The sequence below is a fragment of the Paenibacillus xerothermodurans genome, from assembly GCF_002220865.2.
Taxonomy (GTDB): domain Bacteria; phylum Bacillota; class Bacilli; order Paenibacillales; family NBRC-103111; genus Paenibacillus_S; species Paenibacillus_S xerothermodurans.
This window is the reverse complement of the sequence record NZ_NHRJ02000002.1, coordinates 351,816-374,162: the sequence shown is the minus strand read 5'-3', so window position 1 is coordinate 374,162 and position 22,347 is coordinate 351,816. Positions and strand designations below refer to the sequence as shown.

At 50.7% G+C, this 22,347-nt stretch carries 23 protein-coding genes; 20 read left to right on the top strand and 3 right to left on the bottom strand.

The genetic code is table 11. The features are described 5' to 3' along the window. The first annotated feature begins 3 nt into the window (after positions 1-3). The gene (locus CBW46_RS05400) at positions 4-417 is read left to right on the top strand and encodes a MerR family transcriptional regulator (protein ID WP_089198982.1); all 414 of its coding nucleotides are present in this window, start codon (positions 4-6) and stop codon (positions 415-417) included. A 79-nt stretch (positions 418-496) separates the two neighbouring features. Then, on the top strand, positions 497-1,834 hold the full coding sequence (gene glnA / locus CBW46_RS05395; RefSeq protein WP_089198981.1) for a type I glutamate--ammonia ligase: 1,338 nt from the start codon (positions 497-499) through the stop codon (positions 1,832-1,834). 253 nt (positions 1,835-2,087) lie between these two features. Here glnA and lexA read toward each other — a convergent pair whose 3' ends face one another. Continuing rightward, entirely contained in the window at positions 2,088-2,711 is a 624-nt protein-coding gene (gene lexA, locus CBW46_RS05390; protein ID WP_089198980.1) for a transcriptional repressor LexA, read from the bottom strand. Positions 2,712-2,860: 149 nt separating this feature from the next. Here lexA and CBW46_RS05385 point away from each other — a divergent pair, with 149 nt between their 5' ends. From CBW46_RS05385 to CBW46_RS05365, 5 genes are all read left to right on the top strand, one after another. Beyond that, positions 2,861-3,262 (top strand): LysM peptidoglycan-binding domain-containing protein, encoded by a 402-nt coding sequence (locus CBW46_RS05385; RefSeq protein ID WP_089198979.1) that lies wholly within the window; start codon positions 2,861-2,863, stop codon positions 3,260-3,262. A 130-nt stretch (positions 3,263-3,392) separates the two neighbouring features. Beyond that, positions 3,393-3,593, top strand: coding sequence for a DUF896 domain-containing protein (locus tag CBW46_RS05380; protein ID WP_089198978.1), 201 nt, complete (start codon positions 3,393-3,395; stop codon positions 3,591-3,593). 17 nt (positions 3,594-3,610) lie between these two features. Continuing rightward, entirely contained in the window at positions 3,611-4,600 is a 990-nt protein-coding gene (locus tag CBW46_RS05375) for an aldo/keto reductase (RefSeq protein WP_089198977.1), read from the top strand. Between the two features lie 31 nt (positions 4,601-4,631). Then, on the top strand, positions 4,632-5,144 hold the full coding sequence (locus tag CBW46_RS05370; protein WP_089198976.1) for a hypothetical protein: 513 nt from the start codon (positions 4,632-4,634) through the stop codon (positions 5,142-5,144). A 69-nt stretch (positions 5,145-5,213) separates the two neighbouring features. Further along, on the top strand, positions 5,214-6,008 hold the full coding sequence (locus CBW46_RS05365; protein WP_089198975.1) for an HAD family hydrolase: 795 nt from the start codon (positions 5,214-5,216) through the stop codon (positions 6,006-6,008). Between the two features lie 128 nt (positions 6,009-6,136). On the opposite strand, the gene CBW46_RS05360 is transcribed toward CBW46_RS05365, so the two are convergent. Continuing rightward, positions 6,137-6,679: a 1,2-dihydroxy-3-keto-5-methylthiopentene dioxygenase gene (locus CBW46_RS05360; RefSeq protein ID WP_089198974.1), complete on the bottom strand. Its 543-nt coding sequence runs from the start codon at positions 6,677-6,679 to the stop codon at positions 6,137-6,139. Between the two features lie 230 nt (positions 6,680-6,909). Here CBW46_RS05360 and metH point away from each other — a divergent pair, with 230 nt between their 5' ends. Next, on the top strand, positions 6,910-10,353 hold the full coding sequence (metH, locus tag CBW46_RS05355; RefSeq protein WP_089198973.1) for a methionine synthase: 3,444 nt from the start codon (positions 6,910-6,912) through the stop codon (positions 10,351-10,353). Positions 10,354-10,438: 85 nt separating this feature from the next. Beyond that, on the top strand, positions 10,439-11,380 hold the full coding sequence (gene rnz / locus CBW46_RS05350) for a ribonuclease Z (protein WP_089198972.1): 942 nt from the start codon (positions 10,439-10,441) through the stop codon (positions 11,378-11,380). 111 nt (positions 11,381-11,491) lie between these two features. Here the strand turns inward: rnz and tlp are convergent, their stop codons facing one another. Continuing rightward, entirely contained in the window at positions 11,492-11,719 is a 228-nt protein-coding gene (tlp, locus tag CBW46_RS05345; RefSeq protein ID WP_089198971.1) for a small acid-soluble spore protein Tlp, read from the bottom strand. 157 nt (positions 11,720-11,876) lie between these two features. On the opposite strand from tlp, the gene CBW46_RS05340 reads away from it, so the two are divergent. The 11 genes from CBW46_RS05340 to coaD all read left to right on the top strand — a co-directional run bounded on the left by CBW46_RS05340 (position 11,877) and on the right by coaD (position 22,197). Next, entirely contained in the window at positions 11,877-12,245 is a 369-nt protein-coding gene (locus CBW46_RS05340; protein WP_341538170.1) for a CidA/LrgA family protein, read from the top strand. Beyond that, complete coding sequence (locus CBW46_RS05335) at positions 12,232-12,924, top strand: LrgB family protein (RefSeq protein ID WP_089198969.1); 693 nt, start codon at positions 12,232-12,234, stop codon at positions 12,922-12,924. The genes CBW46_RS05340 and CBW46_RS05335 overlap by 14 nt, the downstream gene beginning before the upstream one ends. 69 nt (positions 12,925-12,993) lie before the next feature. After that, positions 12,994-13,206, top strand: coding sequence for a hypothetical protein (locus CBW46_RS05330; RefSeq protein ID WP_089198968.1), 213 nt, complete (start codon positions 12,994-12,996; stop codon positions 13,204-13,206). 313 nt (positions 13,207-13,519) lie between these two features. After that, positions 13,520-15,805 carry a DEAD/DEAH box helicase gene (locus CBW46_RS05325; RefSeq protein WP_089198967.1) on the top strand — a complete coding sequence of 762 codons (2,286 nt, stop codon included), beginning with the start codon at positions 13,520-13,522 and terminating at the stop codon, positions 15,803-15,805. Continuing rightward, positions 15,802-17,262 (top strand): ribonuclease H-like domain-containing protein, encoded by a 1,461-nt coding sequence (locus tag CBW46_RS05320; RefSeq protein WP_089198966.1) that lies wholly within the window; start codon positions 15,802-15,804, stop codon positions 17,260-17,262. The genes CBW46_RS05325 and CBW46_RS05320 overlap by 4 nt, the downstream gene beginning before the upstream one ends. Before the next feature lie 139 nt (positions 17,263-17,401). Continuing rightward, positions 17,402-18,211 carry an Fpg/Nei family DNA glycosylase gene (locus tag CBW46_RS05315; protein WP_089198965.1) on the top strand — a complete coding sequence of 270 codons (810 nt, stop codon included), beginning with the start codon at positions 17,402-17,404 and terminating at the stop codon, positions 18,209-18,211. A 113-nt stretch (positions 18,212-18,324) separates the two neighbouring features. Then, complete coding sequence (locus tag CBW46_RS05310) at positions 18,325-19,164, top strand: deoxyribonuclease IV (protein WP_089198964.1); 840 nt, start codon at positions 18,325-18,327, stop codon at positions 19,162-19,164. Positions 19,165-19,214: 50 nt separating this feature from the next. Further along, entirely contained in the window at positions 19,215-19,565 is a 351-nt protein-coding gene (locus CBW46_RS05305; protein ID WP_341538169.1) for a cyclic-phosphate processing receiver domain-containing protein, read from the top strand. 15 nt (positions 19,566-19,580) lie between these two features. Continuing rightward, on the top strand, positions 19,581-20,354 hold the full coding sequence (locus CBW46_RS05300; RefSeq protein WP_089198963.1) for an ABC transporter ATP-binding protein: 774 nt from the start codon (positions 19,581-19,583) through the stop codon (positions 20,352-20,354). Continuing rightward, complete coding sequence (locus tag CBW46_RS05295) at positions 20,351-21,388, top strand: SAM-dependent methyltransferase (RefSeq protein WP_089198962.1); 1,038 nt, start codon at positions 20,351-20,353, stop codon at positions 21,386-21,388. The genes CBW46_RS05300 and CBW46_RS05295 overlap by 4 nt, the downstream gene beginning before the upstream one ends. A 305-nt stretch (positions 21,389-21,693) precedes the next feature. After that, on the top strand, positions 21,694-22,197 hold the full coding sequence (gene coaD / locus CBW46_RS05290) for a pantetheine-phosphate adenylyltransferase (protein WP_089198961.1): 504 nt from the start codon (positions 21,694-21,696) through the stop codon (positions 22,195-22,197). Positions 22,198-22,347 lie beyond the last annotated feature (150 nt).

Genomic DNA, 22,347 nt, shown 5'->3' with positions numbered 1-22,347 from the left:
GTCATGACGGATGAAATTCGCCGCAATATGGCGCTTTTCCCGATTGGAATTGTGATGAAATTGACTGATTTAACAGCAAGACAAATCAGATACTACGAACAGCATGAGCTTATCATACCGGCGAGAACCGCAGGTAATCAGCGGCTCTATTCTTTTAATGATGTTGCACGCCTGCTGGAAATCAAAGATTTGATCGAAAAGGGAGTTAACATCGCCGGCATCAAGCAGGTGCTGCTGCCTGTTTCGAAGGACTCTGAAGACGCTACTGTGATGAACGAGCAATCCGAGGTTAAGCGCCGCGAGATGACCGACACTCAGTTGCATCGCATGCTTAAGCAGCAATTATTGGGCGGAGGCAAGCGGCCGGGTCAGGTTTCTCTGATTCAAGGCGAGCTTTCCAGATTTTTTAAGAAGTGAGCGTGCCCTGACTGGTTGGGGGATGTTTTCCAAACCGGCAGGGCTATGCTTGTTTTCAATTTGAGGAGGGATTTAGGCAGTGACGGTCAACAATTACACTAAAGAGGATATTTTGCGCATTGCTGAGGAAGAGAATGTACGGTTTATTCGCCTGCAGTTCACCGATTTGCTCGGTACGATCAAAAATGTGGAAATTCCGGTCAGTCAGCTGGAGAAAGCGTTGGATAACAAAATGATGTTTGACGGTTCTTCTATTGAAGGGTATGTCCGCATTGAAGAATCTGATATGTACTTATACCCCGATTTGAATACTTGGGTTGTTTTTCCTTGGGTGGCTGAAGACCGTATCGCGCGTTTAATATGTGATGTTTATCTGCCGGACGGAAAGCCGTTCCCAGGGGATCCTCGCGGTATCCTGAAGTCTGTTCTGAAAGAAGCAGAGGAGATGGGTTTCACGTCGATGAATGTCGGTCCGGAACCGGAATTCTTCTTATTTAAGACCGATGACAATGGGTCTCCAACCATGGAGCTGAACGACCAAGGCGGATATTTTGACCTGGCTCCAATGGATTTGGGCGAAAACTGCCGCCGCGAAATTGTGTTGACTTTGGAGGAGATGGGCTTTGAAATCGAAGCATCTCACCATGAAGTTGCACCCGGCCAACATGAGATCGACTTTAAATATGCCGACGCGATCAAAGCAGCCGATCAGATTCAGACTTTCAAACTAGTAGTCAAGACCGTTGCAAGACAACACGGTCTACACGCGACCTTCATGCCGAAACCTTTGTTTGGCGTAAATGGATCGGGCATGCACTGCCATCAGTCCTTGTTTAACGGCAGTAGCAACGTCTTCTACGATGAGAGCGATAGCCTCGGCCTAAGTGACACCGCAAGGCAATACATGGCTGGCATACTCCGCCATGCCCGTGCATTTACGGCAATCACCAATCCGACTGTCAACTCCTATAAGCGTTTGGTGCCCGGATATGAAGCACCATGCTATGTAGCATGGTCTGCGAGCAACCGCAGTCCGATGATCCGGATTCCTGCTTCCCGCGGACTTAGCACACGTGTCGAAGTGAGAAACCCCGATCCTGCGGCAAACCCGTACCTGGCGTTAGCTGTTATGCTGAAAGCTGGTTTGGACGGCATTAAGAGTAAAATGCAGCTGCCGGCGCCGACGGACCGGAACATCTATGTGATGACCGAAGACGAACGCGAAGAGCAAGGTATTCCTAGTCTTCCGGATGATCTGAAAACTGCGTTGGACGAGCTGCTGAGAGATGATGTCATTTGCGACGCCCTCGGAGAGCACGCGCTTGCTCACTTCGTCGAACTGAAGGAAATCGAGTGGGACATTTATCGAACACAAGTACATGCTTGGGAACGTGACCAGTACCTGACGTTGTATTAAAAATGCGCCAGTGTGGGCTGGTGCGACGAGCCTAGCACTGAGCTGTTCCGAACACGGCAGCTCCTGTCTACTGAACTTGCGTTCATCGGTAGGGGCTGTTTTTCATTTTCAATCACTGATTGCGCTGCGGTGATTTTCAGCAGTAAGCGGGAATACAAAAAACAAGAGCCAATGATCACGTGCCACGTGATTATTGGCTCTTGCTCGTTCTCACTGACTCCGAATACTGCTAAGCAATTTGCTTGTTACGCCTTTAATGGATGTCCCGAAATAACCCTACCACCCGGCCAAGAATAGTGACCTGCTTCAGCAGTATCGGTTCCATCGCAGCATTCTCCGGCTGCAGCCGGATGTGGTCCTTTTCCTTGAAAAAACGTTTAACCGTAGCCTCATCATCCTCCGTCATGGCGACCACGATGTCTCCATTGTTTGCCGATTGCTGTTGGCGTACGATAACATAGTCCCCGTCATGGATACCGGCGTCTATCATACTGTTGCCTACCACACTAAGCATAAATACATTATAATCTCCAACGTAGTGGCTCGGGAGCGGAAAGTAATCTTCAATGTTTTCCGTGGCCGTGATGGGGATACCGGCTGTGACACGGCCGATCAAAGGCACTCTCGCGACGGTAAGATCAAATTCACCACCCTCGGCGAGGGTGCCGTCGGTGATCTCTATTGCGCGCGGTTTGGTAGGATCGCGTCGAATAAGTCCTTTTTTCTCCAAACGTTCCAAATGTCCGTGTACTGTTGAGCTGGATGCTAGGCCCACGGCTTCTCCGATCTCACGCACGGAAGGAGGGTAGCCCTTGTCTTTCACTTCATGCTTGATAAAATCCAGTATCGCCAGCTGCCGGCTGGACAATTTGCTCATCAGTATCACTCCAATATTGGTAATAATTATTTGAAAGTATAACACAGAACCGGAGTTCGTACAAACATAAGTTCGAGAGGATGATTGACACAAACAAATGTTCGTGTTAACTTAAAAACAAGAACACTTGTTTGGGGGATTGATTTTACATGTTTATGAATGAACAACTGTTACATAAGTCTACACCATCAGCGAAAGCAATGGGTGCGATGCGCCGTCGTCTCTCCGCGCCATCGATAGGCACGTCTGGCCATAGCGGTACCAATCATAGTCTTATGCGCGTTTTTGGCTTGCTTGGAGCGTTTGTGATTATTGTGATTCTGACGGTCTGCCTCGCATTCGTGGGCGTTGAGCAGGACGTTCACGCAGCGGCCGACGAAAGCGAAATGTCACGGACGGTCGAGGTAGTGCCGGGAGACACATTGTGGGATATCGCAAACGAGAATGTAGAACAAGGACAAAATGTCCGAGACTATATGAATGAAATCAGAACACTGAACGACTTAGCCTCCAGCACACTACAGATAGGGCAGATTCTAAGGCTGCCGTGACCCGCGTGGAGGCTGTGCGCCTCTTGACAATAGCATGTGGGAATGTCAAAGTAGAATGTGGTGTTCTGACTACCGATTTGGCGTTGAGCACCGTGTTAAGCGGTATAGGTTCGATAACCGGGAGGATCGTATGAGTAATGAAACGCAACATGAGCAAGATGTAAAACGTATTAATGAACTGGCCCGTAAGGCCAAAGCCGAAGGCTTGACCGAGGCGGAGTTGGAAGAACGCGCTGTGCTGCGAAAGCGGTATATCGAGGGCTTCAAAACGTCGGTCCGTGACCAGTTGGATAACATCACTATCGTTGACGGGGACGAGAAGCGTAAGTAGGGGTGAGAGGGAGCTCTATGCATTTTCGGGTGTTAGGTAAAAGCGGGATTGCCGTGTCTGAGCTTTGTTTGGGTACCATGACTTTCGGCAAAGCCACCAATGAAGCGGATGCAACAACGATGATACACAGGTTTTTGGACGCTGGCGGTAATTTCTTGGACACGGCCGACGTATATGCTGGCGGCCGCTCTGAAGAAATAGCGGGACAAGCTATTCGCGACCGGCGGTCGGATGTTATCTTGGCCACCAAGGTTCGCTTCGCCACGGGAGATAATATCAATCACGCGGGATTGTCACGAAAGCACATTTTAGATGGCGTTGAAGCAAGCCTGCGTAGATTGAAGACTGATTATATCGATTTATATCAGGTACATACATGGGATCACATTACGCCAATAGATGAGACATTGCGCACATTGGATGATCTGGTGACATCTGGAAAGATCAGATACATTGGATGCTCCAATTTTTTGGCGTATCAATTGATGAAAAGCCTGAGTCACAGTGATTTCAATCGTTATACCCGTTTCATTTCCATTCAACAGCAGTACAGTCTGGTGAGCCGGCAAATGGACAGTGAACTTCTACCTTTATGTGTCGAGGAAAACGTGGGAGTTATTCCGTGGGCCCCAATCGGCGGCGGATTTTTGACAGGTAAATACGTGCGCGGCGAGAAGCCATTGCATGGCAGACTGTCAGTGGACGCAGGGGAAAGCAGCTGGCAGCGGCGCGGCACGGAGCGGAATTTCCGCATCCTTGATGAGGTTATATCTGTGGCAGAGGACATTGGTAAAACACCTGTTCAAGTTGCACTGAATTGGCTGATTCACCAACAAGGTATCACCTCCCCAATCTTTGGAGCAAGCACTCTAGAGCAGTACGACGAGAATATGGGAGCCGTTGGTTGGAGGCTAACCGACGAGCAATGGCATCGCTTGGATGCGGTCAGCGCGTTGGAGTACGACTACCCGAACCGTTTTATCGATAAGTTCAAACGGCGGATATAACACACAATAAATAGCTGCGAGGAGACAAGCTATGTCACGTAAGTGGGAACGGATGGTACAGAAGAACACTAAAACCATCAACAAAAGCAGGAAAAAGCACGGCCGGCCGCTATTGAGTGAAACGGTGTCAGATGCATCGGTGACGATTAAGGGACGCAGTTGGACGCTGCCTATCTTTTTAATTGCTGTCGGCATATTTTGCTTTGTGGCGCTTCGGGGCACGCAACAGGATGCGACTTTGTATTGGCTGACAGGCGGAAGTTATATCCTGCTGGGATTGTTCATTTTTTGGGTTCGTCGGCCGTTTCTACAAATTGGTAAAAATTTTCTGATAACGCGCCGGTTTACAGGCAATAAGAGAGTGGAAGCCGCGGACATTCAAGAGATTTCGATAGGCAGAGATTCCGCGCTCATTTCACTGCGCGGCAAAGGCGGGAATTGGGTGTTCTCGCGTTTTTATCATCGTATGGACATTCATGCTCTGGCTGAACGGTTGAAGGAGTTTGCCGAGCGGAACTCGGTTACGTTTAAATCGGAACGCTAGCCGGTGCCGGGATTATTGGCGCATGACCACGCAGGAAGCAGCATTTCATAGGAGAAGAGGACGGACACAATGAGTATTCAAGCACTGTTATTTGATTTGGATGACACACTGCTGTGGGATGAACGTAGCGTAAGAGAGGCTTTCAAAGCTACATGTGAAGAGGCTGCAACGCATGTGTCGGTCGACCCTGTCGCTTTGGAACAGGCTGTGCGCAGAGAGGCAAGAGCACTCTACGAATCGTACGAGACATTTCCGTTCACCCAGATGATAGGGATTAATCCGTTCGAGGGTTTATGGGCGAATTTCACAGAAGGCCACGATGAGAATTTTCGTGAGCTGCAGCGGCTGGCGCCGGCATACCGCACGGCTTCGTGGACGCAGGGGCTGACAGCTCTTGGCGTTGACGATCCGGAGTTAGGTTATCGTCTTGGCGAGCTGTTCCCGGCAGAACGGCGGAAGCGGCCGATCGTATACGATGAAACGTTCGAGGTGCTTGAGCAACTGAAGGGTCGGTATAAATTACTGCTGCTCACGAACGGCTCACCTGATCTGCAAAAGGAGAAGCTGGCAGGCGTGCCACAGCTGGCCCCTTACTTCGATCACATTGTGATCTCCGGCAATTTCGGCGAAGGCAAGCCGGCTGCTTCTATTTTTCATCATGCTATGGCGTTGTTGGGTATTACATCGGACGAGGGTGTTATGGTGGGGGATAAACTGACTACTGATATCCTTGGTTCCCATCGTGTGGGCATGAGGAATATATGGATTAATCGCCACGGCATGCAGCACACCGGTGATGTCATACCAGCACACGAAATCACGGATTTGCGGGAAATTGAAGCAATTATTGCGGCAGTGAATTAGCTCCTAAAATGAAAAACCCGTCACCCCTATTATGAACTATGCCAAATAAGTCGGACACGTTTAGCAATGTGCCTGCTTACAGCGGCTGTTCACCACTTGTGGATGCCGGGTTTTTTGTCATCTGTGAGCTATGCGTTTTGGAATGAAGGGTCGGTGAATGGGTGTGCAATCCAGCCTTCTGTTTCGATGAACAAACGCACCGCAACAATCTTACGGTTTTCCATCAGTGTAAAGAAGTGTGGTTTGTGCTCGGGCACCGAGATCACGTCACCGGCCTCCAATTCGACATCGAAGTATCCGACGTCATCAGTACCTTTAATAATAAAAATGCCTTTGCCGGCAGTGATCGCACGCACTTCATCTTCCGTGTGAGTGTGAACCTGCTCGAATTTTTTCAGCAGCTCGTCAAGATTCGGTGTCGCGTCGGACAGGGCGATGACGTCCCAAGTCAGGTAGCCGCGGCGGCTTGCCAAATCTCTGATTTCATCGTCATAGGTAGCTAGGATCTCCGCTTTTTCCTCGTCAGTTAATACAAATTTCTCTTTTAATGCATCAGGCAGCTTGTTGGCATCCCAGTGCTCGTACAATACCTCTTGTTTCTCTAAAAATGCTTTGACATTGTCTTCGCCAGAGATGCGAGCGTTGGTGTGACGAATGCGAATTTCAGCCATTGTCATCCCTCTTTCCAATAATTATATGAGTTCTAACCTGTATTATAGTGGAATACACATCGTCTGTCGATGCATAAATATGATAATTCCGATAGGAATTATGATACCGGCCGCTAGAAAGCGTTAGGATTACCTTTTCAGGAGTAAAGGTTTCTGTTACACTTAGTTTTACATTTATCTCATGTATTCGTGGAGTCATTGGACGGATGTCGTTGAAAGGAAGAACGCTTATGATTAAACCTTCATTGCAAGAACAATTACAAAAAAAGATCATGATTTTGGACGGCGCAATGGGTACCATGATTCAACAGGAAGACTTGACCGCAGACGATTTCGGCGGACCGGACTGGGAGGGATGCAATGAAATCCTGGTTGTCACTCGTCCGGACGTTATTTCAAAAGTACACGAAGCTTACTTTGCCGCCGGTGCGGATATGATCGAGACCAATACATTTGGCGCCACAAGTGTAGTTCTGGCAGATTACGATATACCGGAGCGTGCAAGAGAGCTGAATCTCGCAGCTGCCCGCTTGGCTGTTGAAGCAGCCAACAGATTCAGCACACCCGAGTGGCCCAGATACGTCGCCGGTGCGATGGGGCCTACGACGAAAACGCTGTCTGTCACAGGCGGTGTTACCTTCGATGAACTGACCGACAGTTATTACGAACAAGCAATGGCGCTGATAGAAGGTGGTGTGGACGCGCTGCTGCTTGAAACATCTCAAGATACGTTGAACGTGAAGGCAGGCAGCATAGGAATTCGGAGAGCGTTCGAAACCTGTGGTGTCGAGCTGCCCATCATGATTTCGGGGACGATAGAGCCTATGGGTACGACGTTGGCGGGGCAAACCATTGATGCATTCTACGTATCGTTAGAGCACCTGAAGCCAATATCCGTCGGACTCAATTGCGCCACAGGCCCGGAATTTATGCGTGATCACATCCGCAGTTTGTCTGATCTGGCGGACACTGCGGTAAGCTGCTATCCCAACGCCGGACTGCCCGACGAAAACGGGAAGTACCATGAGTCGCCGGAGTCGCTGGCTAAGAAGCTTGCCGGTTTCGCCGAGCAGGGTTGGCTGAATATCGCAGGCGGCTGCTGCGGAACGACCCCTGAACATATTCGGGCGATGGCGGAGACGCTGTCCTCTTATCAGCCGCGTCGGCAGGCTGAGCCGCATCTGCCTGCGTTGTCAGGCATTGACGCGGTGTTCATAGAAGAAGCGAACCGCCCTTATCTGGTCGGAGAGAGAACGAACATTTCAGGATCGCGGAAGTTCAAGCGTTTAATTAAGGAAGGGAAATTCGAAGAAGGCTCCGAAATTGCGCGTGCACAAGTCAAAAATGGAGCCCAGATCGTGGACATTAACCTGCAAGACACCGACATAGATGAAGCGTACGCCATGGAGAGCTTTTTGAAAGAAGTGGTGAAGAAAGTAAAGGCTCCGCTGATGGTTGACTCTACCTATGACCACATCATCGAGCTTGGTCTTAAATATTCTCAAGGCAAAGCAATTATCAACTCGATTAACCTCGAAGACGGTGAAACGAAGTTCGAAAAAATTGTCCCTCTCATCCACAAATACGGTGCGGCGGTCGTCATGATCCTGATTGATGAGCGGGGACAGGCTGTATCGCGGCAGGCCAAAATGGAAGTGGCGGACCGTGCGTACGATTTGCTTGTGAATAAGTATGGCTTGAAGCCGCATGATATTATTTTTGACCCGAACATGTTCCCTATAGGTTCCGGTGATCCCCAGTATATCGGTTCGGCCGTTGAAACGCTTGAGGGCATCCGCATGATCAAGGAGAAATACCCTGAGTGCAAGACGATACTGGGCTTAAGCAATATCTCCTTCGGACTTCCACCGGCGGGCAGAGAAGTTTTAAACGCCGTATATTTATATCACTGCACCAAAGCCGGTCTGGATTACGCTATCGTGAACACTGAGGCGTTGGAGCGCTATGCGTCTATTCCTGAGGAAGAGAGAGTGTTGGCGGAAAACCTCATCTATAACACCAACGATGACACATTGGCCGAATTTGTCGCTCACTTCCGTGTGAAAAAGGTCGAAAAGAAAGAGAAGATTTCGAATCAAACGCTGGAGGAACGGCTGGCTGCCTATGTGGTGGAAGGCACGAAAGAAGGCTTGATTCCTGATCTTGATGAAGCGATGAAGAAGTACGCGCCTTTGGCAATTATCAATGGTCCATTAATGCAAGGGATGGAAGAAGTCGGCCGTCTCTTTAACAACAATGAGTTGATCGTAGCAGAGGTGCTGCAAAGCGCTGAAGTGATGAAAGCTTCAGTTGCGCATCTCGAGCAATTTATGGAGAAGAATGAATCAGCTGTAAAGGGCAAGATCATTCTGGCCACCGTAAAAGGCGACGTCCATGATATCGGGAAAAACTTGGTAGAAATCATTTTATCCAATAATGGGTATCAAATTATCAATCTAGGTATCAAGGTGCCGCCGGAGCAGCTGATTGAGGCGTTCAGACAGGAGCAGCCGGATGCTATCGGCTTATCCGGATTGCTGGTCAAGTCGGCGCAGCAGATGGTAATCACCGCCCAGGATTTGAAAAACGCAGGCATCGATGTGCCGATCCTCGTCGGCGGGGCCGCATTAACCCGCAAATTCACTAAGACCCGCATCGCGCCTGAATATGAAGGCATGGTGCTGTACGCGAAGGATGCCATGGACGGTTTGGATATCGCTAACAAGCTAAGTGATCCTGCGCAACGGGAGCAGTTGATTAAAGAACTGCGTGACAGCAAGGAATCCGATGTCATGGAAGCGGGTAAGAAGGAGCGGAGCATGCCGACGCTTACTCGGGTAAAATCCTCCTCTGTCGACAGAACTGTGCCGGTGCAGACGCCGCCTGACTTGGAGCGCCGTGTCATTCGGGACTACCCGATCAGTCATATAATGCCGTATATTAACATGCAGATGCTGCTTGGTCATCATCTGGGCTTGAAGGGGAAAGTGGATAAGCTGCTCGCCGAGCAGGATCCAAAGGCAGTCCAACTCAAGGAAACAGTGGATGGAATTCTCGCTGAAGCGCAAAAAGAGGGCACTATCCGTGCGCACGGGATGTACCGCTTTTTTCCGGCTCAATCGTCCGGTAACGATGTGTTGGTGTATGAACCGTCTGAGCCCTCTAAGGTATTGCAGACATTTTCCTTCCCGCGTCAGGAGACGGAACCATATTTGTGTTTGGCGGATTATTTGAAATCCGTAGACAGCGGAGAAATGGACTATGTCGGTTTCTTGGTGGTTACTGCCGGACATGGCATCAATGAAAAAGCCAGGGAGTTACGGGAGAACGGGGACTACTTACGCTCGCATGCACTGCAGTCTACCGCATTGGAGATAGCCGAGGCGTTAGCCGAACGGGTGCATGAAATGATGCGTGACGTTTGGGGCTTCCCTGATCCGGCTAGCATGACCATGCAGGAACGGTTCGGTGCGAAATACCGCGGCCAACGTTTTTCCTTTGGCTATCCAGCCTGCCCTGATCTAGATGATCAGCAGCAGTTGTTTGCGCTGTTACAGCCTGAGGACATTGGCGTGGAGTTAACCGAAGGCAGCATGATGGAGCCGGAGGCATCCGTATCCGCCATAGTTTTCGCCCACCCGGAAGCGAGATATTTTAATGTAGACAAAAGTTAGGCATGCTATGACAGAGTGGAGCGCCACCGCCTCCACTCTTTTCCTTGTATTAACGAAACAGATCATAGAACGGAGACGATGTGTCTTGGAACTTTACTTTCTTGGCACCGGAGCAGGAATGCCATCCAAGGAACGGAATGTGACATCAATCATTCTGAATCTGTTGGCCGAGCGCAACACATATTGGATGTTCGACTGCGGGGAGGGCACACAGCATCAGGTGCTGCGGTCTCCCGTGCGCGTCAGTAAGCTGGAAAAAGTGTTTATCACTCATCTGCACGGCGACCATCTGTATGGTTTGCCTGGGCTGCTAAGCAGCCGTTCTTATCAAGGCGGCGAGACGCCGCTCACGGTATACGGCCCCAAAGGGACGGAACAGTTTGTTCGGACCGCGATGGAGATCAGCCAATCCCATTTGATTTATGAAATCATTGTTCATGAATTTGATGCCAAAGAAGAAACGATTCTGTTGGAGGACGAGCAATTTCAAGTGAGTATCGCCCCCCTGGTACATCGGATAGAGAGCTACGGCTACCGCATTGCGGAGAAGCCGCAAAAAGGCAGGCTGCAGGTGGAACGGCTCAAAGAGCTAGGCATCACATCGGGTCCTCTATTCGGCAAACTCAAGCAGGGATTGGATGTCTCGCTGGAAGATGGTACGCTGCTCAAAGCAGAGCAATACATAGGACCGGCTTATCCTGGGCGGGTCGTCACGATTCTCGGGGATACCCAACCGTGTGAGAACTCCGGCAAGCTCGCACGCGGCGCCAACGTGTTGGTGCACGAGTCTACTTTCGCAGAGCAAAAAAAACAATTGGCTGTGAAGTACGATCACTCCACGGCTATGGATGCGGCTCGTACAGCTAAAGAAGCAGGGGTAGAGACGCTAATTCTGACGCATATCAGTTCGCGTTACCAGAAGGAAGATGCGGATTTGTTAGTTCAGGAGGCGCAGCAAATTCATCAGGATACTTATCTGGCCCGCGATCATTGGAGCTTTCAAGTACCAAGGCGGAAAGGCAAGTGATATATGCGCCGATAGCAGGTTATACAAAATCCCCATCAATAGATGGGGATTCAGGTAACTCAGCGTCACCCGCAGCTGCGTGGAAATGGCACGGGATTTACGATGCCTGTGTTATTGATTGCGTATAAATGCCGCTTCATCCTGGATCTCTTCGCGGTAAGATTCAAGGCTTGCCTCGCGGCGTTCATTTCTGTCGACGATGTCCTGCGCGGCTTCAGCGGTAATTTCATCGGCATGTGCCTCCAAATACTCTTCGGCCTCGTTGTGATTTTCGATAGTATGGTTTATTGCGCTTTGAATGTTTTCCACATTATCCGCACGGTTGTCCGGTTTTGGCATGGGAACAGCTCCTTTTTGTTGGAATTGGGGTGCATCGGCATGTGTGACATACCATATTTACGTTTCCCACATCCATGGAACTAATATGCATGCACGGAGGCGGTCGTGCTCAGAACACGGCGTGCACCAGTGCATTGGAGTTAAGGCACAGGAGGGAATGCACTTGCTTGGGTTTGCTATTTTAATTGGATTCTATTTGCTGGGGATTATTTTACACACCACGTTACATATCCCCGTACCGGCCAACGTGATCGGCCTCATTTTATTTACAGTTTGTCTTTTTTTGAAGTGGATTAAGTTGGAATGGGTTGAGACCACGGGCCAATTTTTAATCCGACATATGCTTTTGCTCTTTGCCCCGTTCGTCGTCGGTACCATGGTGTTTTTTTCTTATATCGGAGAGCATGCGCTCGAGTTATTGGTGAGTTTGTTTGCCAGCACATTCGGGGTGCTGCTGTTAAGCGGGTGGTCCGCCAAGCTCCTGACAGGAAAGCGAAAGGAGCATGAGCGTCATGAATCTTCATAACATTACGGAACAACCGGTGTTTGGCCTGACACTATCTGTGGTTAGTTATACCGTGGCATTATACTTGTCCCGAAGATGGTCTTGGCTGCATCCGCTGTTTGTTTGTTCTGGTTTGATTGTGCTGTTTTTATTCGTCAGTGGCATCCCGTATGAGGCATATCGTAACGGCGGCGAGATTCTCGTGCTGCTGCTGGGCCCCGCTACGGTTGCATTAGGGATCCCCTTATACAAAAATGCCCGGCGTATCAGTAACAGCTTATTATCGATATTGGGAGGCATGACCGTTGGTTCTATCAGTGCTCTGCTGCTGTCAGCGGTGTTTGTGTGGGCATTGGGGGGCAGCAAGGAGTTGATGGTGACCATGATGCCGAAGTCGGTGACTTCACCGATAGCGTTGGAAATATCCCGCCAGGCGGGCGGCATTCCTGAACTTACAGCCGTTCTCACGGTGCTGACCGGATTGATCGGCAGTATGTTCGGCCCGGGGCTGCTGCGTTTATGCGGTGTAAGGGACGATATATCCATCGGCACGGCGATCGGCACGGCATCCCATGGCATCGGCACCGCACGCATTATCAGGGACTCCGAATTGCAGGGAAGCGTCGGCAGCTTTGCGATGGGCGCTGCAGCCATTGTCACTTCGTTTTTGTTTATTCCACTCTACATATGGCTGCATTAATGTATAAATGTGGCCGCAGTGGGGTAATATAGATGTAAAAGAAATGCTGCTCACAAGGGGGACTGCGGTATGGATTTTACTAGTCAAGATATCGCCGTAATCGAAAAGGCTTTGCGTTTGGCCATGAATACCGTGGGAACGGATTCCCAGGCCCGCCATTTTGGTGAGGTTCTGGTCAAGCTGCAAAAAAACGCTGCGGTGCCTTTGACGGGAACGTATCGTCGGACCTTATTCAACGGTGGAGTTTGCTACGATTATGATGATTCGTCAGAAATGCTGTAACCCTGCGCGGCCAGAGACAGGGCCTTTGCTTTAGTCGGTTGACACACGCGGCCTTGGTCAGACAGCCGACACATATCGGCCAGCAGATATAAGTAACTAAAAAAATATATACACGCCCTGATGGTATACACCGATCAGGTTTTTTTGCCGTGCTCATGCCGAACTGCCGAAGTGGGGCTTCCAGAGCATACCGTGCGCTCAGATATAAGCAAACTTAGTTCAAACCTCGCACGCATAAGCGATTGAAATGCGAACATGCATTCGATATAATAGAATAAGTGAAATTGTGTGCAACAATAAGGAGTTTGAGTTTATGAACAGATTAACCGGAAAAGTTTCCACGATTGATGAAATGATAGAGCTTGTCAAATCCACTCCTGAGCTTATGTCTCAGGTCACATATTGGCATACGATCCCGCCCCGTGATGCGTCTTATGAAGCTTTTCCGGATGGCGTGCATCCACTGCTGCAATCTGCGTTGTTGGAGAAGGGAATAGACCGATTATATACCCACCAAGCCGAATCCTTCCGCGAAGTCGCGGACGGACGGCACATCGTGACAGTTACGCCAACCGCATCGGGTAAGACGCTATGTTACAACCTGCCGGTGCTGCAGGGCATATTACAAAATGACAGTGCGCGCGCGTTGTATCTGTTCCCGACGAAGGCACTCGCACAGGACCAGGTGTCTGAGCTCCAGGAGACGGTCAACCGCATGGGAGCCGACATCAAAACGCATACATATGATGGGGATACTCCGCCCACGGTGCGCCAGGCCATTCGGAACGCGGGCCATATCGTTGTCACCAATCCGGATATGCTGCATTCCGCGATTTTGCCGCATCATACCAAATGGGTTAAACTGTTCGAAAACATCCGCTATATTGTCATCGACGAATTGCACTCGTACCGCGGTGTGTTCGGCAGCCATGTAGCGAATGTAATTCGCCGCTTGAAGAGGATATGCCGTTTTTATGGCTCGTCGCCCCAATTCATCTGCGCGTCGGCCACGATCGACAACCCCAAAGAGCACGCCGAACGGTTGATCGGCGAGCCCGTGACGCTAGTGGACCGCAATGGGGCTCCGGCCGGGGAGAAACACTTCGTCTTCTACAACCCGCCTGTGGTGAACCAACAACTTGGCATACGCAAAAGCAGTGTTCTGGAGACGCGGAAAATCGCTGGTATGCTGCTCAAGCAGGGTGTGCAGACGATAGTGTTTGCCCGCAGCAGGGTGCGCGTAGAGATTCTGCTCACATATTTGCAGGAATTAGTGCCGCATGAGTTGGGCACCAAAACCATTCGCGGCTACCGCGGCGGCTACTTGCCGCAGCTGCGCCGTGAGATTGAGCGAGGTCTGCGCAGCGGTGAGATCCGCGGCGTGGTCAGCACAAACGCGCTCGAGCTCGGCATCGATATCGGACAATTGCAGGCGTGTGTGCTGAACGGCTATCCGGGCACGGTAGCCAGCACCTGGCAGCAATCGGGACGCGCGGGGCGCCGGCAAGAAAGCTCTATCACGTTTCTGGTTGCCAGCAGCAACCCATTGGATCAATACATGATCCAGAACCCGCGTTTTTTCTTTGACCGTCCGCCTGAACAGGCATTGATTCATCCCGATAATCTGATAATTCTCGTCGACCATGTGAAATGTGCGGCTTATGAACTGCCTTTCGAAGAAGGTGAGACGTTCGGCGGGGAAGAGTTAAAGGATGTTCTGGAATTTTTGACAGAGGAAAGAATTCTGCATTATGTGAAAAACCGCTATTATTGGATGGAGCAGTCGTTCCCGGCTCACGATATTTCGCTGCGATCGGCCGCACAGGAAAACTTCGTAATTATCGATATGACTAACGGCAGCCGGGTAATTGGGGAAGTCGACCGTTTCAGCGCTCCGACGATGATACACGAGGAGGCCATCTACATCCATGAAGGGGTTCAGTTCCAGGTGGAAAAGCTCGACTATGAAGAGAAGAAGGCTTTCGTCCGCGAGGTGAATGTCGACTATTTCACGGATGCCAGCTTGGCGGTACAGCTAAAGGTGCTTCATGTGCATAGAGAGGCGGAGGACATGGGGCTCCTGCGGCAATACGGTGAAGTCACGGTCAACGCTAAGCCGACAATCTTCAAGAAGATCAAATTGAGAACCCATGAGAATATCGGCTCAGGTCCTATTCATCTACCGGAAGAGGAGCTGCATACCAGCTCATACTGGTTCACATTTTCCGATGAGGTGGCCGCAACCATGACCACCAATGATATGCAGTTCGCATTATTGGGTCTCTCCAACGTGCTTGTGCATATCGCTCCGCTATACTTGATGTGCGATCCGCAGGATATCAGGGTTGTCCCGCAGGTAAAGGCGGTGCACAACAAAAAGCCCACGCTGTTTTTCTACGACCGCTATCCGGGTGGGGTCGGACTAAGCGAGCGTCTGTATGATGTGCATGGAGAGCTGATCGCGCAAGCGAAAAGCCTGATCGCCACCTGCGGCTGCATGAGCGGCTGCCCAGCCTGCGTCGGACCGATTGAAGAGGTCGGTCTCACCGGCAAGCAGCTTTCGCTGCGGCTGCTTGAGCAGCTGGAGGCAGATCGATGAGCGGGCTGCGCGAAAGGCTGCTGAGGCACAAAAAGCCGATAGGGGAACGCGCTGCCGGGGCGCCGGAGGCCGCGGAGGCTGCCGCCGCCGGTGCTGCCCGCGAGGCGGAGGATCAGGAGTGGGCGGCGATCGGCGCCCATATGGAGCAGGGCGAGTGGGGCGCATTTGTGATGCGGCGCCGGGAGTATGACACAGCCGCCTGCCACGGCCGGTATGCCTTAAATGAGCTGATAGGGCAGTCCGATCAGCTCCATGTGCTGCTGGCGCGACCGGGCACAGACTCAGACCCGACGGAAGGCCAACTGCCGCACGACAAGCTGCTCTTTGTCGACACGGAGACCACAGGCCTCGGCATCGGAGCGGGGAACGTGCCATTTATGATCGGCATTGGATTTTACACACACGAGCGCTTTGTGGTTGAACAAATGTTTATTCGTGATCCCGGAGAGGAAGTGGCCATGCTCCATTATTTGCACAGCAAACTGCAGAGTCATCCATACCTCGTATCCTACAACGGGAAAACGTTCGATTGGCCGATCATTAAAAATCGCTACATAGTTAATCGAATGCCTGTGCAGCCGGACATAGCCGGGCATTTGGATTTTTTATATCCGTCCCGCAGCCTGTGGAAGCATACGCTGCCTTCTTGCCGCCTGGGCAAGGTTGAAGAAGAGCGTCTCGCTGTGATTCGACAGGATGACGTGGCGGGATCGCTTGCACCTGCTTTGTATTTTCAGTATTTGGCTGAACGGAAGGCTTTGATCGTTCAAGGCGTGTTTGTTCACAATGAGCTCGATATCTTATCTTTGGCAGGCTTGTCCATTCATTTTGCGGGCGCATTGAACGGTAAAAGCAATCTGGAACAGATGGATTTGGAAGAATTATACCGGCTCACGCTATGGTTCGACAAACTCAATCAGCCATCTCTGGCGGCTCCGGCAGTGCAAATGCTGACGGAGCGAGTTTGTCGCGAAGAAACCGAACACGCTTCCGAGTATCTACTCCCGCTGGCCCAGTTGTACAAGCAGCGGCATTGTTTCACTGATGCTTGCAAGCTGTGGACGCTATATATTCAGCGCAGGGGTGCGCGCAGTACGGCTGCACTTGAACCGTATATTGAGCTATCGAAGCATTATGAGCACAAACTGAAGAAGCTGGAACAGGCGCTGGATTATGCTGAACAGGCTTTGCTCAAAGCACGGCAGCGGCAGGTTTTAACGCGCTCGTACGGGACGGCGGGCTCAGGCTTAGCAGGCCGGTCTGCCGCAGCACGGAAGAATACCAAAGACTACGAGCAGCTTGTCAGCCTGGAACAACGTATTCAGCGGCTGCAGCTGAAGCTTTATCGCTCATCGGCGAAGTCAAAGCCTACGCGAGGCACCCAACGTCCCCCGCGAAAGCAAACCTCATCTGCGGCGCAAGCCAGTGCGGGCTATGTGATGGATAGCTTAATTTGATAAATATGCTGCTGATGCTGCTCACCGGATGGGATAAAGCGGCGCTAATCTGGTGAAATATAGAGAGACAACGTCTGCCAATCAGCTGCAACCTGCTTGGGAGTTTTTGTTTTTTATTTTGCGCGGAGGAGCTATCACCATGCCGGAACTGCCGGAAATGGAGAACTACAGGCTACTGCTTAGCCCTAGAATCGTAGGAAAACCGATCACGGGCGTGGCCGTGACTCGGGAACGTTCGGTGAATGTCCCTGTGGATTATTTTGAGCAGCACGTATTAGGTACGTCAGTCCGTTCTATCAAGCGAAGGGCAAAACATTTGCTGTTTTATTTAAGTAGCGATAAAGTTCTGGTGCTGCATCTTATGTTGGGTGGCATGTTGTTCTTTGGCAGATCTGAACAGAGGCCCGAGCGTTCCATTCAAGTTACATTAAGTTGGCACGGAATGCATCTCTATTTTATTGGTTTAAGGCTTGGTTACCTGCACATACATGAGTCGGCGGATATAGACCGCGTAATGCAAAAGTTGGGTCCGGAGCCATTGCAGCCGGGCTTTACGCCCAGCATGTTCAATCAACTCCTGCGGCGTCAGCGGGGGACATTGAAATCGACACTAGTGAATCAGAGAGTGATATCCGGCATTGGTAATTGTTACTCTGATGAAATTTGCTTTGCAGCCGGGCTGCTGCCCGCTCGACGGTGCTCGGAACTGGAAGAAGAGGAATTAACTCGTCTCTATGGGGCCATTCGCCATGTGCTGGGAGAAGCAATCCGGTACGGAGGGTACATGGAAATGCCGCTGTTTGTAGGCGACTCTCTCACCGGCGGATATGACGAACGGTGCGCAGTGTACGATTGCGAAGGAGAGCCCTGTGTCCGCTGCGGTAATCCGGTGGTGCGAAGGGATGTGGCATCTAAGAAATCGTTCTGCTGCCTAAATTGTCAACGCTAACCAGCTAACTACACCAGGCAGAAAATGATCTGGGATACAACGCTAATTTTCGACTGATAAATGCGTTATTTTAGCGGCTCACCGCGATAGACGACGTGTGGGGGGAGATTGCAATGAGAGTAGGTTGTCACATCAGCATCCGTAAAGGTTACGCAGAGGCGGCCAGAACAGCCCTCCAGCTTGGGGCGGGAGCGTATCAGTATTTTCCTAAAAATCCACGCAGCTTAACCGTAAAACGATACGATCCCAAGGACACAGATGCGTGCGCGGAGCTGTGCCGGAAGCACGGTATTCTTTCTATTGCCCATTCCCCATATCCAACCAATCTGGCGGCAGATGATCCCAAGATGCGCGAGGCAAACATCAGGTCATTGCGTAACGACTTGGAAATCGCCGATGCTTGCGGCTCCGTCGGCGTAGTGGTGCATTTCGGCAAATATAAGGGGCGGGACCCGTTACAAGGTTATAAAAATATTATACAATGTTTGCATGGCGTGCTCGTTGACTGGGAGGGACAAGCCAAGCTTTTGATCGAAAATCAGGCGGGCGAAGGTATGAGCATGGGTACTACATTAGAGGAACTCATGCAGATCCGGAATTTGTCGGAATTCAGAAACCATATCGCCTTTTGCTTTGACACCTGCCACGCTTACGCAAGCGGTCTTTGGAGTACCGACGCGGGTGGCTGGAAGCAGCTGTCCGACAAAGCCGAGGCGCTCGGTTACTTCGAACATTTGAGGGCAGTTCACTTGAACGACTCGATGTATCCCGGAGGCATGGGCAAGGACAGGCACCAGAATATCGGCCAAGGTCACATCGGCGCAGACAGGTTTCGTGAACTGCTGCAGTCATCGGCGGTGCGTGCGCTGCCGCTGGTTTTGGAGACGCCTACGCCAGCGAATGGGTCGCATGCTTCGGAAATAGATTATGTCCGCACTCTAGCCGACAGTTGAACCGGCGTGAGCAGACGGCTTCGGACAGGCACTTCACATGGACTAGGACGGTGATCTTCATCATTCATGTTTATTTGGACGATTTAAGACCTTGCCCTCAGGGGTTTGTTCCCGCGCGAAGCGCAGATGAGTGCGTTTTGCTGCTGCAGGAATGCGAGGTCGGTGTGCTGTCTCTTGATTTCGATTTAGGGTGGGGAGAGCCTGACGGTTTACAAGTCGTACGATACATGGTGGCGGCCGAGCGGTTCCCGAAGGAGATATACATCCACACTTCCAGCGACAGCGGCAGGTCAACAATGTACCAAATGCTGTATCAAAGTAAGCCGGATTATGTGAAGCTTGTCAACAGTCCTATGCCATATGACATACTTCAACAGATTGCAAATAATGTAAAAGAATAGGTTGTGATCCCCCGTATGCAGGTCTTATCACTAGAAAATATTCATTTTATAAGGGAAGAGCGTTCCATTTTGTCCAACGTGGAACTGCAAGTAAAGTCCGGCGAGCACTGGGTGATACTTGGCAAAAACGGCTCGGGTAAAACGACCATCCTCGAGCTGATCAACGGATACCAGTTCCCTAGCCGCGGCCAGGTCAAGGTGTTGGATCATATATATGGTAAGTGTGATGTCAGAGAAGTACGCAAACATATCGGATATATCAGTCAGTCATTGTATGAAAAGCTGAACCCAGCCGATCAAGTGTGGGAAGTTGTTGCCACGGGCGAGTTTGCTTTCTTGCGTTTTTACGAGGAAATTCCGGAAGAGGTGCGGGGCAAAGCGTTGGAAAGGCTGAAAGACGTGCGTTTGTCTCATCTGGCTGATCATCCTTTAGGCTCATTGTCGCAAGGTGAACGCAAGAAGGTCATGCTGGCACGGGCGCTGATGACCAACCCGTCCATACTGATCATGGATGAACCGTGTTCCGGCTTAGACTTGTTTGAGCGTGAACGGCTGCTGGAGTCGGTGAATGGTTTGAGCCGGCAAAACATTACGGTATTATATGTCACTCACCACATTGAGGAGATTATGCCCATGTTTACGCATGTGGCACTAATAGACGACGGCCAATTGATTGCCTCCGGAACAAAAGAGGAAGTGCTCACACAGGATAATTTATTCAAGGCGTTCCAGGTGCCGGTTGTATTGGAATGGTATCAGGGCCGTCCATGGATTAAGGTGCTCCAATGACAGCATCCGAATACACAACACAGAGCTTGTTCATAGGTACGGCCAATCATGGATATGCACAGCAGGCGCAGGAGGAGATTCGGCGATTATTCGGCACCGGTACGTTATTTAACCAACTCACGCCGGCTGAAACTTATCTCTTCCAGCTGCCTGTGGAGAAGTCTGAAGCCATTCGTGTCATTTTGGCTCAGGAGCCCATGTTTCTTCGCCATATGCAGCCGGTGGATGCGGAACTGGAGTGGGACGGCACGTTAAAGGCGGTGCAATACTGGATCGTACGGGAGTTTTCTTTCAGCTTAAATACCAAACTCGCGATTCAAGTGCGGAAAACGGAGCATGCCGCACCTGCGATTTCCACAGGCACGTTGAAGCAAGCACTGGACTCAGTGCTGGTTGAGGCTTACTCGGTAGAGCCTGTGACTAAGGAGGCAGACTTCATTCTGTCTGTGTATCTGACGGCCGGCAAAGTTTATGCTGGTCTTTCCAAACCGGAGCATAATTTGTCCGATTGGTCTGGCGGAGCCATCCGTTTCCGCAAAGAAGCGGGACAAGTGTCGCGCGCCAAATTCAAGCTGCTTGAGGCAGAGCAAGAGTTTGGGCTGGATTTTGCGCAGTATCGGTCTGCTATCGACATAGGTGCCGCGCCGGGTGGTTGGACTTCGCTCCTGTTAGAGCGCGGCGTCAAAGTGACCGCAATCGACCCCGCTAAGCTGGACGCATCGCTGCTGAAGCATCCTAACCTCACTTATTTGAAGAAAAATGCAGGCGATGTCAGGCTGAACACGGATGCATACGATTTGCTCGTTTGCGACATGAGCTGGAGCTCGCGGCAGATGGCCAAGCTGGTAAAGGGGCTGTTGCACTCGCTGCAAACCGGTGGCACAGCGGTGATCACCGTAAAGCTGATGCACAAAAAGCCATTTCAAGCAATGCGTGAGCTGGTGGAAGACTTAGCGCCGGAGTTAGCTTTGCAAAAGGCGAAGCAGCTTTTCCATAACCGTGACGAGCTGACTGCATTTTTCATCAAAAATTAAACGATCTGAATCATGGCCGCGGGTTAAGGGGATGAGAGTTATTAGAGGCTTTTTAGTGGTGCGCGTGCTTGTGCCAGTTGCTTTGTTCGCAGCAATTTCTCTTCTGGCTGTCCTTTTTTTGCATACCGAACACTCTACTGGTGATAATTCTGTGTCAGCGCCATTCAGGCGAGGCATTTGAACTATACAATCTAAATTGTCGCTAGTTGGCATGCTGAGCGTTTCTCGACGCTGCTGTGAAATGCTGGTATGATGAAGATGTCGATCATGTCGATCATATGGTGTGACTACGGGGAGGCATAGTAATGAAAGCCATTTACGCCGGCAGCTTCGATCCAATTACGTTAGGTCACTTGTCCGTTATTGAACGGGCACTCAAGCTGTTCGACAACGTACATATAGTTATTGCTAATAACCGTGCAAAACAGCACCACTTTTCTCTGCAGCAGCGAACGGAATTGGTCAAAGCCTCTCTTGAGGACGGCTATGAGAGCCGGACCAGCATAGTTCCCTACGAAGGGGTTGTGGCGGATTATATCAATCTGCACGAAATCGATGTAGTAATAAGGGGAATCCGTAATGTCACGGATCTGGATTATGAGCTTCAAATGGAGCAGTTCATTCGCAATACGACACGTGCAGACACAATATACCTCTCGCCTTACACACCGGACATGCTCACTAGTAGTTCGCTGGTCCGTATGTTTTTCCAGTCGCGCAAATCCGAGCTGGCGCAGAAGTATATGCATCCGCAAGCTTATGCTAAAGCGATGGACTATTTGAAGCAGACATTGCACCAGAAGGCATAGCGTCCCTATGGCACAGTGGTTCATTGTTTGCGCCAACGTCTCCTCCAGTATTGCATTGCTGGTATTTCTAACAAAATCATAGTTGATATTTCCATTTTATGTGCTATAATACATTCTATATATAATTGCAGATCAGGCGGAAGCACCGCT

Coding starts and splice junctions, on each gene's coding strand:
- CBW46_RS05400 (WP_089198982.1), top strand. CDS start 4: ATGACGGATGAAATTCGCCGCAATATGGCGCTTTTCCCGATTGGAATT.
- lexA (WP_089198980.1), bottom strand. CDS start 2,711: ATGAGCAAATTGTCCAGCCGGCAGCTGGCGATACTGGATTTTATCAAG.
- CBW46_RS05385 (WP_089198979.1), top strand. CDS start 2,861: ATGTTTATGAATGAACAACTGTTACATAAGTCTACACCATCAGCGAAA.
- CBW46_RS05380 (WP_089198978.1), top strand. CDS start 3,393: ATGAGTAATGAAACGCAACATGAGCAAGATGTAAAACGTATTAATGAA.
- CBW46_RS05375 (WP_089198977.1), top strand. CDS start 3,611: ATGCATTTTCGGGTGTTAGGTAAAAGCGGGATTGCCGTGTCTGAGCTT.
- CBW46_RS05370 (WP_089198976.1), top strand. CDS start 4,632: ATGTCACGTAAGTGGGAACGGATGGTACAGAAGAACACTAAAACCATC.
- CBW46_RS05365 (WP_089198975.1), top strand. CDS start 5,214: ATGAGTATTCAAGCACTGTTATTTGATTTGGATGACACACTGCTGTGG.
- CBW46_RS05360 (WP_089198974.1), bottom strand. CDS start 6,679: ATGGCTGAAATTCGCATTCGTCACACCAACGCTCGCATCTCTGGCGAA.
- metH (WP_089198973.1), top strand. CDS start 6,910: ATGATTAAACCTTCATTGCAAGAACAATTACAAAAAAAGATCATGATT.
- tlp (WP_089198971.1), bottom strand. CDS start 11,719: ATGCCAAAACCGGACAACCGTGCGGATAATGTGGAAAACATTCAAAGC.
- CBW46_RS05340 (WP_341538170.1), top strand. CDS start 11,877: ATGCACTTGCTTGGGTTTGCTATTTTAATTGGATTCTATTTGCTGGGG.
- CBW46_RS05335 (WP_089198969.1), top strand. CDS start 12,232: ATGAATCTTCATAACATTACGGAACAACCGGTGTTTGGCCTGACACTA.
- CBW46_RS05330 (WP_089198968.1), top strand. CDS start 12,994: ATGGATTTTACTAGTCAAGATATCGCCGTAATCGAAAAGGCTTTGCGT.
- CBW46_RS05325 (WP_089198967.1), top strand. CDS start 13,520: ATGAACAGATTAACCGGAAAAGTTTCCACGATTGATGAAATGATAGAG.
- CBW46_RS05320 (WP_089198966.1), top strand. CDS start 15,802: ATGAGCGGGCTGCGCGAAAGGCTGCTGAGGCACAAAAAGCCGATAGGG.
- CBW46_RS05315 (WP_089198965.1), top strand. CDS start 17,402: ATGCCGGAACTGCCGGAAATGGAGAACTACAGGCTACTGCTTAGCCCT.
- CBW46_RS05310 (WP_089198964.1), top strand. CDS start 18,325: ATGAGAGTAGGTTGTCACATCAGCATCCGTAAAGGTTACGCAGAGGCG.
- CBW46_RS05300 (WP_089198963.1), top strand. CDS start 19,581: ATGCAGGTCTTATCACTAGAAAATATTCATTTTATAAGGGAAGAGCGT.
- CBW46_RS05295 (WP_089198962.1), top strand. CDS start 20,351: ATGACAGCATCCGAATACACAACACAGAGCTTGTTCATAGGTACGGCC.
- coaD (WP_089198961.1), top strand. CDS start 21,694: ATGAAAGCCATTTACGCCGGCAGCTTCGATCCAATTACGTTAGGTCAC.